Annotated in this window: 8 protein-coding genes; 5 read left to right on the top strand and 3 right to left on the bottom strand. The window is 68.5% G+C overall.

All coding sequences use genetic code 11. The annotated features are described in order from the left end of the window. The first annotated feature begins 53 nt into the window (after positions 1 to 53). From ACZ6SQ_RS34715 to ACZ6SQ_RS34705, 3 genes are all read left to right on the top strand, one after another. Positions 54 to 245 (top strand): BTAD domain-containing putative transcriptional regulator, encoded by a 192-nt coding sequence (locus ACZ6SQ_RS34715; RefSeq protein ID WP_469569315.1) that lies wholly within the window; start codon positions 54 to 56, stop codon positions 243 to 245. Positions 246 to 329: 84 nt separating this feature from the next. Further along, the gene (locus ACZ6SQ_RS34710) at positions 330 to 1,397 is read left to right on the top strand and encodes a ferritin-like domain-containing protein (protein WP_469569312.1); all 1,068 of its coding nucleotides are present in this window, start codon (positions 330 to 332) and stop codon (positions 1,395 to 1,397) included. A gap of 749 nt (positions 1,398 to 2,146) precedes the next feature. Beyond that, complete coding sequence (locus ACZ6SQ_RS34705; protein ID WP_469569310.1) at positions 2,147 to 3,475, top strand: hypothetical protein; 1,329 nt, start codon at positions 2,147 to 2,149, stop codon at positions 3,473 to 3,475. Between the two features lie 172 nt (positions 3,476 to 3,647). On the opposite strand, the gene ACZ6SQ_RS34700 is transcribed toward ACZ6SQ_RS34705, so the two are convergent. Next, a complete protein-coding gene (locus tag ACZ6SQ_RS34700; RefSeq protein ID WP_469569308.1) occupies positions 3,648 to 4,439 on the bottom strand; it encodes an RNA polymerase sigma factor SigF in 792 nt (263 codons plus the stop codon). Positions 4,440 to 4,826: 387 nt separating this feature from the next. After that, positions 4,827 to 6,746 carry a caspase family protein gene (locus ACZ6SQ_RS34695; protein ID WP_469569305.1) on the bottom strand — a complete coding sequence of 640 codons (1,920 nt, stop codon included), beginning with the start codon at positions 6,744 to 6,746 and terminating at the stop codon, positions 4,827 to 4,829. 607 nt (positions 6,747 to 7,353) lie between these two features. On the opposite strand from ACZ6SQ_RS34695, the gene ACZ6SQ_RS34690 reads away from it, so the two are divergent. Together ACZ6SQ_RS34690 and ACZ6SQ_RS34685 are read left to right on the top strand one after the other, a co-directional pair. Then, on the top strand, positions 7,354 to 8,283 hold the full coding sequence (locus tag ACZ6SQ_RS34690) for a hypothetical protein (protein WP_469569303.1): 930 nt from the start codon (positions 7,354 to 7,356) through the stop codon (positions 8,281 to 8,283). Between the two features lie 41 nt (positions 8,284 to 8,324). After that, a complete protein-coding gene (locus tag ACZ6SQ_RS34685) occupies positions 8,325 to 8,648 on the top strand; it encodes a hypothetical protein (RefSeq protein WP_469569300.1) in 324 nt (107 codons plus the stop codon). 764 nt (positions 8,649 to 9,412) lie between these two features. Here the strand turns inward: ACZ6SQ_RS34685 and ACZ6SQ_RS34680 are convergent. After that, positions 9,413 to 12,622, bottom strand: a complete 3,210-nt coding sequence (locus ACZ6SQ_RS34680) for a fibronectin type III domain-containing protein (protein ID WP_469569297.1) — start codon at positions 12,620 to 12,622, stop codon at positions 9,413 to 9,415. Positions 12,623 to 12,670 lie beyond the last annotated feature (48 nt).

The raw sequence follows: 12,670 nt of genomic DNA, 5'->3' as shown, positions 1-12,670 counted from the left end.
GGCGGACAAGCTGACCCGACAGGGCAGCCCGGCTCTCTCTGGCCCTGGAAGTGGTGGTTGCGCGCGTACGGATCGAGCCGCCCCGGGAGAGCGTGCACCGGGCGGTCGTGGCGGCGTACCTTTCGGAGGGCGAAGTGATCCAGGCCGCGCGGCAATACCGCGCGTACCGGCTGCTGCCTGGGGACGAGCTGGGCCTGGAGCCGTCCGCTCAGCGTGCCTGGATGATTCCGGCGGCCCGCCGATGACGGCGCGATGACAAGGCGGTGACGGCACCGGCGTACCCTTTTGCATTGACGAAAGGGTGCAAAAAGGCGCGGAAGGGTCTATTTATGACGTCGCTTCTCGAATACCGGAGCAACCGGATCGTCGAACTGATGGAGGAGCCCGCCGAGCGCCGCGACGCCGACTGGCTGAAGGAGTCGCTTCAGCAGGCGATGATGCTGGAACTCGCCACTCTTCCCCCGTACTTGTCCGCAATGTGGTCCATCGAGCCCCAGAGCGGGGAGGTGTTGAAGGCGTTCAAGCGGATCGTCTTCGACGAGATGTCCCACCTCGGCCTCGCCGGGAACATGCTCACCACGATCGGCGGAGTTCCCCGCCTCGGCGACGGGCACACGGTGCCGAAATACCCCGGTCCGCTGCCCGGCGGCGTACGTCCGTCGCTGACCGTCTTCCTGAGCGGGCTGTCGAAGGAGTCCCTGGATCTGTTCGCGCAGATCGAGGAGCCCGACTCCCCGATCGCGGAGGCCCGGTCGCACACCTCCATCGGCGCGTTCTACAACGCGATCCTGGAGGCGTTCCAGGACCACGCGGAGCTGATCACCGGGGCTCACCAGCTCGAACGGGACATGCAGCACCATGGCGCGGGTAACACCCTCGCGGCACTCAACTCGCTCGCCGACGTCGAGGCGGCCATCAAGGTGATCAAGGAGCAGGGCGAGGGCAGCGCCGCCTCGCCGGAGAACCCGCACCCCGGAGTGACCGACGAGCTCGCCCACTTCTTCGTCTTCCGGGAGCTCTTCCACGGCCGCAAGCTGGTCAAGGTCGCCGAGAACCCGAACCGGTGGGAGTTCACCGGGGACGTCATCGCGATGCCCGCCACCCGCCCGATGGGCACGGTGCCCGGCGGCGGCTGGGGAGCGCCGGGGCAGCCGACCCCCGACGCCGAGACACAGGACCTGCTGGACCAGGGCAACCAGGCGTACAGCCGGATGCTGGACCTGCTGGAGGACGCCTGGCGGGCGAACGACCCGGACACGGCGACCGGCCTCTTCGACGAAGCCGTCTTCAAGATGGTCGGTCTCAAGGGACCGGCTCGGGCCCTGATGCTCCGCGAAGTCCCGGGCGGCGACGGCCAGACCTACGGACCGGAGTTCCGGTACATCGACGGCGACTGATCTTTTCGTACGTGCCGTGGGTGTGCTGGGTGGATGGTCCAGCCGGTGTGGGCGAGAAGGGCCTACGGCAATTGTGGGTTGTGGTTGATGCGGTGGATGCCTTGTTCGGCGACATCGGCGAGGTGGTCGCCGGCAAGCTTGGCGAGTTCATGCTTCTCGAGCGAGGACCACAGCAGTTCCACCGTGTTCAGCTCGGGAGCGTGAACAGGTTATCGTTCCAGAGGCCGCCCACGCAGCCTCGTCGCCGCGCAGCGTGTAGTAGACGGCCCGGATATCGGCCAGGTCGCCGCATACGAACCGCTGCCGCCCGTCGCCAGGCGACCACCCAGTACGACCCGGCCGCCTGGTCAGCTCCACCCACCGGCCCGCGTGCACGGTCCCTGAGCCGTTAGTTCACGCTTCGTTTGGGAACACGGGCCTCACCGGCCCGTACCGCTTTGAGACCTCCCCTGGTCGTTGAGGAAGGTGCAGGACAGCCTGCTCAGCCACAGAAGGGCAGGGCGACGGCGAAGGTGCGCCGGATTGGCGGCGCCGCGTGCATGGGTGCCCGAAGAAGGCGCTGGGCGCAACGCGCAAGATGACGTGCCTCGCGTCGGCTCCTGGACGATCTTTAGCACCGGCAACAGACTCAAAGACGTGCTGGCCGACTGGGACATCGTGGTGGAGGTCCTCGGCGCGGACGGGCCCGGTCAGTTCGGTAGGCGCCGCTCCCGGTGCACTTCGCCGCGGCGCGCCTGGGGAAGCGGCGGATGGAGGTCGCGGTGGACCCACCCACCACCTCCGGCACGGAGGAGAACGGCCGTTGTGAGAGCGGTCTGCCGGGCCGTGCTCAACAAGCGGAGCACGAGCGATTCGGGCCCACGCTCCACCGTCGCCTGCGGCTCTACGGGGCTTGCCTGCTTCTTGCACTGGCCGTACTGCTCGCACCCGTCAGCGTTGTCGCCGCATGGGTCAACTCCGAAGCCAATGATGTCGACCGGTATGTGCAGACCGTCTCGCCTCTCGCCAGAAATCCCGCTGTTCAGAATCTGGTGATCGACCGTGTCACGGACGAGCTGGTCGAGAACATCGACGTTCGTAGCATCACCGACACGCTCGCCGACACCATGGCCGACCGTGACGCACCCCGCTTCCTCGTCGACGCGACCAGGTCGCTGGACGAACAGCTCAAGGGTGGACTGAGGACCGGCGTGCGCTTGGCGGTCGAGAAGGTGGTGACGAGCGATGCCTTCGCTCAGGCCTGGGACAGCATCAACCGTGGCGCGCACACCGTCGCGACGAATGTCCTCATGGGAAAGGGTGGCGGAGCGATCGAGGTCCAGGGTGACACCATCACACTGAACGTCGGCCCTGTGATCGAGGAACTGCAGAAGCAGCTGATAGGCGCGACCCTTGTCGAGGGGGAGGACATTCCCGGCGTCGACAGGTCGATCGTGCTGGTCCGGAACGAGAATCTCGCCGAGGCCCGGACCGGTGCCGTCTGGCTCGGAGTGGTCGGTCCGTGGTTGCCGCTCGCGGTGGTCGTGCTGGGTGGGCTGGGGATCTGGTCGGCACCTGCACGCCGAGTGGCGCTGATGGCGGGCGGTGTCGGTGTCGGCATCACGATGTGCGGGCTTCTCGTCGGACTCGCCGTCATGCGTCAGGTCTGCCTGGATGCGGTGGCCCCGGCGCCCCAGTCGCAGGCTGCCGCGACGGTCGTCTACGACACTTTGGTGAGATTCCTCCGGCAGAGCGTCCTCACCGTGCTCCTTACGGCCGCCCTCGCCGTGATCGCGGGGTATCTGTACGGACCAGGCCGCGGCGCGGCCGCTGTGCGCTCTGTCGCTGCTCGGACTACGGAAACCGCAGGGCACGCTCTCGCCCGGAGGGGGGTGACGACGGGTGCCTACGGCCAGTGGCTGCGCACGAACCGGCCTCTGACGACAGGCACCGTGATCGGGGCCGGGGGTCTCGCACTGTTCTTCTGGGACTACCCGACGCCGGCCTCCGTTGCCCTGCTGCTCCTGCTCGTGGTGATCGTTCTCGCGGTCCTTGGCGTCCTGGCGGCCGCGCACGGAAGTGGCGGAACTCGGCGATGACGTGGGTGTGGTCGACGCCTGTGCAGGTGGCCGACTCACGGTCACGCTGGTTGGCGCCGACCCCGGCGCGGGCGATCACCGACGGCGTGTAGTACTTCTCCGGGAACTGTTGGCCGTTTGTGTAGAAGCCGACGTGCTCGGGCCCGCTGTCGCTCGGGCGCGTATCCGGCTGTCAGCCGGCGTCGGCGAGGAGTTCCTCGCGCAGGTGTGTGAAGCAGGCGGTGAGGAGCCGGGAGACGTGCATCTGTGAGATGCCGAGCTGTTCGGCGATGTCGCTCTGGGTCATGCCCTGGAAGAAGCGCAGGTAGAGCAGGGTCCGTTCGCGTTCCGGGAGTGCCTGGAGGCAGGGCGTGACGGCGACGCGGTCCACGGTCAGGTCGAAGCCGGGGTCCGGTTCGCCGATGGTGTCGGCGAGGGTGTAGCCGTCGGTGCCGGACAGTTCGGCGTCCAGCGACAGTGCGGAGAAGGAGTCCAGGGCCTCCAGCCCGGTGCGGACCTCGTCCTCGGTGAGGCCGGTGTGGCGGGCGATGTCGTCGACGGTCGGTGCCCGGCCCGGGAGGGTGGAGAGTTCCTTGAGCGCGCGGCGGACGCGGTTGCGCAGTTCCTGGGCGCTGCGGGGGACGTGGAGGGTCCACATGTGGTCGCGGAAGTGCCGTTTGAGTTCGCCGGTGACGGTGGGGACTGCGAATGCCTCGAAGGCGTGGCCACGTGCGGGGTCGTAGTGGTCGACGGCCTTGACGAGGCCGAGGGCCGCGACCTGGTAGAGGTCTTCCAGGCGTTCGCCGCGGTTGCGGAAGCGGACGGCGATGCGTTCGGCCATCGGCAGCCAGGTCCTGACCAGTTCGTTGCGCAGTTCCCGGCGCTGCGGCCCGTCGGGCAGCCGCTGCAGGCGGTCGAAGGCCTCGGCGGTGTCGGGGGCGTCGTCGTGAGGGTGTTGCTTCTTCGTTGTTCCGGTGACACGCATGGGTGCGCGCCTCCCAGGTGGGGTGCTGCCGTACGGGGGCCACCGTGGGAGGCGCGGGCGCAGACTCACGTCACACGCAGGAGCCGGGGGCCGACACGCGGTGTCCCACGGTCGTGCCTCCGGTCCGAAGCACATAAGCCGCATACCCGTACGAGAATGCACGAAACCTGGTTCGTGAAAGGTGTACGGTCAGCGACGGCCCGTCGCGCAGCGGTACGGATGCACGGCGGGGGGGCAGCATGGCAGGGCAGCGCGGCCTGGCTTTGCGATCGAAGTCCAGGACGGTGAACCTTGCCGGATGTCACGCGGTAGGCCGGAGCCGAGAACGGGGTGATCCGCAAAGTGACGTTGCGGAGCTTCGACAGCTCGACCTGGTGCGGGCCGCCCTCAACCTCGGCGAGGCGGCGTCGGCGACGTGGGCTGCCTGCGGCGCCAGACGGTGACACAGCACCAGAGCTCGACGATCCAGGCGAGCGTGAGGGCCACCGTCCCCGCACTGGGCGCGAGGTAATCGAGCTCGCTGAGCATGCTGTAGATGCGGCCCGCGGCCGCCATGGTCGCTGCTGTCACGCAGGCGAGCCAGCCGAGCACCGGCCTGCGGAATGGGAGCGCGGAGCCGCGCAGGGCGAGTGCTCCGAGCACTCCGGTCGTGGCGAGGCCCGCCCAGAGCGCAATCACGACCAGCCAGTTCAGCCCGGTCACGTAGCTGTGCGCGAAGTACGCTTCGTAATCGCTCGTTGCGATGGGAGTGACCAGCGCGAGCAGATTGAGGGCGAACGCGGAGCACAGGAGAGCCGCACTCAGCCGCGCAGCCCGGGCCCTTCCTGGCGGCGCCTCGACGGCGGCTGTCGACTCCGGTGGCTTCCGCTCCGAGGTCTTGGGTCCCGGCGGCCTCGGCTCCTCGGTTACGGGGCCGGGCGCGGGCGGCGGTTCCGGGGCCCGCACCGGCGCCTTTCGCACCGAAGGCTCCCGGACCGGCGTCGCCCGCACCGGCTGCGCCACCGGTCGGTGCACCCGCCGGCGCGGACGGCGGACCGGCATCGCGTCCACGCCCACGTGCACCGGCAGTTCGCCCGTCGCCGTGCGTACCAGCACGTCGTCCTCGTAGTGACCCGGTTCAGCCACCTCCGCGCTGACCTGAACCCCTTCCGCCACGCAGGTCGCCCGCAGCCAGGGCGCCCCGGCCGCCGCCTCCACCGTGGCATGGACGATCGGCGGGCCCTCCAGAGCGAGTAGGGTCTGCGGCCCCGGCGTGCCCGCAGTGACCGTGCCCAGGTCGACGAAGTCCGCCGCGACCCGGGGGTGCGCCGTGCGCAGGGCTCGTTCGGCCCCCTGCGAGACCCTGCGGCTGTCGTCGTCGGTCAGACCTGCGAGGGCCGCACGGGCCGACAGAGCGAGTCCCACGTCGTCGCCGCGTAGCAGGGTGCCCAGGTCCTCCACCGCCCACAGCCGCTCCTCGCGACCCCCATGCACCGCACCGTCCAGCCGGGCGGGCAGATCGACGGCGGTCGGGGCCCTGGGCCTGGTACGGGCAATGGTGACGTCGCCGCCGTGGGCGCCGAACAGCCACAGCTGAGGCGTCTGGTGGGGCGTCAGCTCCATCAGACGGTCGGAGACATAGTCGGCCAGTTCGGACATGCCGATCTCGCCGTCGCCGTCCCGGTCCGCGTCGCCCGAGCGCAGGCCCTCCACCAGGGAGCCGGTGAACAGCGATGGTCGGCGCTCCGCGGGCGGCTCCGCTCCGGTCACCGGGCGGTCCTCCTCGAAGGCGTACTCCACGGCGCTCGACGCAGTGAACACGGCGCGGCCCCGCCGCCCGCCCGTCCGCTCCAGGCCCTGGAAACTCTCCTGCACATGGGCGTCCTTACCAGCCCGGGCGAACATGCCCCGCTCGAAGGCTCCCGCGTAACAGCAGTCGAGCAGGACGACCGCCCGCTGGGCGCGGCTCTCCAGCATCGTGACGCTCACGTACTCGGCCGGCACCGCCGTCGAGGCGAGCCGGCTGCGTCGGGTGTCGGTAGTAGCGAGGAAAAGCTTGCCTGCCGCGTTCTTCACCCCGTGGCACGAAAAGTGAAGCAGCAGAGTGTGGCGGGGCGAGCGGTCTGCGAAGAAGTCCTCGACCTTCATGCGCAGCCGCTGGGAGTCAGGGTCGGTGAGCACCTCCACCTCGAAACCCCCGATGTCCGGATCGCCGAGGACCTCCGCAAGGGCCTCGGCGTCGTCCGTCGGTGCCCGCAGCGCGCCGAGCCCGGGGTCGTCGTACGCGCTGGTCACCACGATGAGTGCCTGCCGCTCCCGGTCAGCCATCGCCCGTTCGCCTCGATTCGACAGACGTCGTACAAGCATCGAGCCACAGGGCCACCATGCGGCGCTGGTCCTCGGCGTCGCCGCCGCGGAGTTCGAGCCGCCGGTCACCAATCCGCAGTGACACGTCGGGCGCCGGCCCGCGACGTGATCGAGCAGAACAGCCCAGGCGGCAAAGGCCGTTCGCACCCATGGGAGCCGGAGGAGCGGGTGTCGCGCGGTCTGCCGAACCGTAAGATCGACAGCCCACGCTGTCCCGCGGTCACCGTCACCCACGCCGGTCGGGAATGGGCTCCCGACCGTTTCATCGTCCGTCTTCGGTTGCGCTTTTGCACTTCGGGACGTATATGAATTTCGTTCAACATCGGACTGTTGAAGCGGATACGGAGACTGACGGTGGACGTGCCGCCGAGGCGACTCGCGTTCGGTGACGTCGGCCACGGCTATGGGCCGCGGTGATCTCCGTCATCCTCGTGGACACCCGAACGGACCTCTGACGAGCTCTCCCGCGCGTCAGCTCGACCACCCGGCATGACACTCGGACCAGGGGCCTTGGGCAGTTTGTGCCGATACAGGCCCAGCATCGCCACCCGCATCGGAGGTCAGCGTCATGCTTCGCGTCACCGTTCAGATCTTCTCCGGCCGACCCAACCCCACCTGGGTCGTCACCGATGAGGACGCCGCTCGAACCCTGCTGGAAACCGTCGCCCAAGCGGCGGGCGACACGATCGGGCTGCCCGGCGCCGGGTACGACGGTCTCGGCTACCGGGAGGTGTTGGTCACCTCGGCGTCCGACGACATGGCTGCCTGGCCCGAGCAGCTGCCGCAGACCTTCGCGCTCGGCACCATCGCGGCGGCCGACCCGTCGAGTTCCGGGGAGCTGGCCCGCCGGCTCATCGCCGACATGCCTCAGTACGGCGATGTCACGCTGGTCGAGCACGCTCTGACCCCGGTCGACACGCAGACCCGGGAATTCGTCCTGGAACAGCTCGACACCTTCTTCGAGAACCCGCCCGCCTGGAACCGCGCCATGCAGGCTCCTCCGCAGCCCCCGGAGAGATCCAGCACCCAGGAGCAGGATGCCGCGCAGACCTGCTGGTACGAGGTGAGCCAGTTCAACCCGGACTACTGGAACCGACCGGAGGTGCAGCCCCACAACAACTGCTACAACTACGCCCGCAACCACCGCACCGACACCTTCGCCCAGCCCGGCCGGGCACACGGCGCCCAGACCAACACCATGGCCTGCGCCAACGTCACCAAGGCCGCCCTCGCCGACGGGCTGGTGCACCGGTACGACTGTCTGCCGGACTCGGAGAAACCTCGTCGGCTGATGGGCCTGGCCATCTGGCCCGGCTGGGACTACCACTGGTACCGGGAGCAGAAGGGTGACTTCTGGGGGCACAAGCCCGGAGGCACCGCGGCCCGCAACTACGACAACCGCGGCTCGCTCATCACCAACCCCGAGACCTGCGACCGCGGCAACTACACCGACTTCTGCGGCTACTTCTACGCGGGCAAGTCCGTGGTCATCAACTGAGCCGCCCGCGCGTACGGGATCTCGGAGCCACGGAGACCGATGTGATCGTCGAGCTGGACGTGTTCAGCGGCCGCCCCAACCCACGCTGGCGACTGGACGACGAGGCGAGGACGACCTTCCACCGGCTGATGGCCGACCTCGGACCAGCGGCGGCCCCCGCGGCCACGCAGCCAGGCCTGGGCTACCGAGGCTTCGTGGTAATCGACGGCGACCAGACCTACCGGATCTTCGGCGGTCTGGTCGCCACCGCTGACAGTGTCCTCGCCGACTCTGCGAGGACGCTGGAACGCTGGCTGCTGGCCGGACTCCCAGGACGGTACGAGGCGTTGCGGCCAACGGTCATCCGGACGATGGCGGACGGCTGACCGACAGAGATTCGTGATCGAAGACGTGGTCGAACCAGGCCGAACTGCGCGAGGCCGAGGCCGTGTGGGAGCGGTTCGTGATCGCCCGCGAGGCAGTGGGCGACGTTCTGGCGGAGTCCCGCGCCAGCGAGGACGTGCCGCCGTTAGCCTCTCCACCGTCTCGCCGCACTGCCCCGACCAGCCAGCTGACCAGTAAACCACCTTGCCGACCCACGGCCTGAAGGACTCCGGAGAACCCGATCACCGCGCCGGGATTCCGCCATGTCCGAGCACCGATTCGCTTCGGTCATCCGGCAGTTGCCCCTCGGTGACGCCCCGTCATCGAAGAATAGTTGGCCAAGCAGCTGCGTAGGTACGGGCTGAACGGGACGAACTCGCCGTCACCGAACGTGTCCTTGAGAGGGTGGGTGCACAGCTCGCCGAGGAACGCGGCTCAGCCGCGCCGGCGCCCAGGCAGTTGGGCAGCCAGGCGGTAACGTTGATCCCGCACCGCACGCCCGACATGGAGGAGACCGTACTCTCGCCGGACTGCCAGCGCATTCTCGCCCTTATGCGGCAGGCTGCTGGACCGGTCATGAGCGACAGGTCGGCGAGTGGCCAGGAGTCGACGTCAACGTACGGGCCGAGCTGGAACCGCTGCGCGGGAGACTGGCGACGTGGCTGTGCCTACGCCACGGCGGTGGTCATGTGCTGGGGACTTCCGGCGATTTCTGTGGCAGGCCCGTACGGCTCGTGAGCGAGCGGTACGGGCCTGCCACTTCCGGTCACCTCCCAGGCGTCGCGCCGGGCGGGTCGACCGGCTTCGGGAGGTCCAGCAACTTCTGCACGGCCTGCCGCGTTCGGTCGCCCTCGCTCGGCCGGGCGGCCGTTGCGGAGCTCGACCGGAGGCTGCCTGCCGGTCGGGGCGCCACCACACAGTTCGACTTGCCGGATTCGTAGACGCCGTTGACAGCGGTCACGCAGAACTCGTAGTTCCATACTCCGGGGAACAGGAACCCGATTCCCTTGCTCGTGCCCTCGACGATGTCCTCGTCGGCCTTGGAGACGCTGCCGTCCTTGTCGCCGCCGCTGATGTTGCGGACCCACACGCGGTAGCCGGCGGCGTCGTTGGAGCCGTTCCAGTTCAGCTGGACGGTCGTCGCGTCGGTGGAGGTGACCTCCAGATCCGTCGGCGCGGACGGGGTGCCGACGCCGACGGTGACCGGCCGGGCCAGGGCGGGCAGGCCGCCGCCGACCGCGTTCCAGGTCGCTACCGCGACGAGGTAGCGGTGACCGGGGATGAGGCCGTCGATGTGCGCGACGGTGCCTCGTGCTCCGGTGCTGGTGAGAAAGGCGCCGGGGGTGTCCTTGTCGTACAGGATGATCTCGTAGCGGTCGATGGTGTCCGTGTGCGGTCCCGTCGGTGGGGTCCAGGCGACGTCGACACCGGTGGCGCTGGGCCGGCTGGCGATGTCGGTCGGTGGCGGTGCGGTCTGTGGATGGGCAGTGGCGCTGACCGTGCCGGACCATCCCGAGGTGGTCTGCGTGCAGCCGTGGGGTTCACGGGGGTCCGTGGGCCAGCGGCAGCCCATGTTGGCCCGCACCTGGTACTCCCAGCCGATGCCGTCGACGGTCCATGTGGTGTCGGTCCGATTGCTGAAGGTCTTGCCCTTACTCCATGCTGTCTGGCCCGCGATCCGCGACCGGACGTCGTAGTCGACGGCCCCGTACACCGGGTCCCAGGTCACCGTGACGCCGAGTGGGGTGGATGCCGCTCGCACATTGGTGGGGAAGGCGGGAGTGAGCCTTGCGGGCACGGTGGCGGGCACGTCCATGGCACTGGCGCCGATGCCGAAGTCCTTGCGCAGGACCTCCGCGAAGGCCGCGGCGAGTTCGTACTCCCCGTGTTCGTTGGGATGCAGACCGTCGTACCCGGATGGGCAGCTCGTCGGAGAGCACGCGTACCGGCCCGCCCAGTCGACGAGACTGATGTTGGAGATGGGGCTGTCGTCCGCATGCCATGCCGCCAGGGACTGCGGAAGAAGGCTGTTGTAGTGGGCGGTCTTGGAGATGAGGTCGTCCCGGCCGCCGATCTTCGTGCGCTGCGGCACATTGGCCAACGCGAAATCAACGCTCGGGTTCGCGTCGCGGGCCTGGGCGACGATCTGCCCGACGCTATCCAACGTGCCGTGTTCGTCGCTGACGAACCAGCCCATGTCGTTGAAGCCGATCGCAAGCAGGATCAGGTCTGGCCGGTAAGTCGCGACCTGTTGCCGGATGTCCCGTTTGACCTGCGCGGCCTGGCGTCCCCAGTGGGCGTAGTGGTCACTGTCGAATCTGATGTCGGTCGGCCGTCCAGGGGCTGGGCTCTGGGGTTCGCGGATGTCGACCGCATAGCCACCCGTGGTGCGCGGGCCTTGGTCGGGCGGAGTCTCACCCGGAAGCAGCGGACGTGAGGGCGGGGCCGGCTGGTCGGGGGTGAACGTGCCGGAGTACGGCCCGACGAAGTCGACGGCGACCTTCTGGCTCCGCAGCCACTGCCACAGCCGGTAACGCCAGGTGAAGTCGCCTTCGCGGCCTTGCGTGATGGAATCGCCGACGATCATCACTCGGCGGACCGGGGCGAGGGTCCAATGGGTGCCTCCCCCCGCTTCGGCTGCCGCTCTGGACTGAAACGCCCTGCAGTTCCGCCAGGCCATTCGGCCCGTGAAGTCGCTCGGCTGCTGCCACTGATAGGACGCGTACAGGCAGGAGTCGGGCTGGGAGAACGGCCGGATCTCCACATCGCGCCCTTCGCCGGGAACGTCCGCGTCGACGATGGTCATCTTCTGCTCCGGTGGCACCTGGTCCCGCTCCATGAGGCACGGCGTCGTCCTCATGGTGCCGTCCTCCCAGAAAGCCATGCACCCGATGTCCGGATCGGAATTGGCTATCTGCGCAGTGTTGTCCTCGGAGCTGTAGTTCTGGAAGTGCCAGTTCTGCGCGCCGCGCAGATCGTCGTCAAGGGTCGCCTCGTGCTCCATGCTCGGGGCCTGGACGGTGGCTCCGATGCCGGGTGGCACGTCGGTCGCGGTGATCTGGAATGCGGTTGCCGAGGCGGCCAGCGCCGACCCGAATTGCACGGGTGTGTGGTCCGAACCGCCGGGGTTGCGCAGACGATTCGGGGCGAGGACGCCCACCAGGTCGCCGGAGGTGACCATGTAGTCCAGTTCGCTGCTGCCCTGATACGTCGCCTGCCCCGTGTTCGTCACGACCCCTATGCGGTTGCCGTTGCCGTCGCGCGGCATGTCCCGATAGAGGTTGACCGGATCCCGGTTGAAGTCGCCGAGGGCGACCCAGCTGTTCCCGCCGGCCGCGGCTGCGATGTTCCGCAACAAGCCCGGCCCGTCATTGCCGCTCCCGGACAGCGCATGCAAGGTGAAGAACCAGGTCGTACCGAATCTCACCCCGAACGATGCCCGCGCCCGGCGGGTGGAGAGACCCGGCGGGATGATGACCACCTCTTCTGCGATGCGGTCGGTCACCATGGCCAGGTTCACACGGTGCCCGGTCGGATCCGTCTCCATGAAGTAGACGTAGCGGTAGTTGCCGTCGCCTCTACCGGCTTGCCAAAGACCCTCGGTCACCGTCAGATTCCCCGACCGAGCGCGAACTTCGCGGGCCCCGTTCTGGACTGTGGGCGGTGGGGCGCTGCCCGCCTCTTGCAGTGCCACGATGTTGCTCGGAAGCACGGCCCGGTCCGTACTTCCTCGAACCAGCTCGGTGACGCCTGCCGTCCATTTGCTGTCTTCGCCGTTGGTGGCGCCCTGCATGTTCCACGTGGCCAGGCGCAGGTTCGCGATGTCCTGCGGAGCGGCGCTCGCCTCCCGCGCGGGGCTGATCAGTATCGCCATCAGCGTGGCGCAGGCTGCCAACATCGTGATCACGCTGCGGAGCGTTCGGGCTCCTTGTCTGTAGCCTCTCGTTCCAGGCTTTCGACGCTGAACTGCGTCCATCCCCTGCATCCCCCCATAAAGTTGACTTGGCGTTGTAGTCCTTCGGCT

This window comes from Streptomyces sp. NPDC048600, assembly GCF_055587025.1.
Note: the sequence above shows the minus strand (reverse complement) of the source record. Positions and strands in the feature narration are given on the sequence as shown.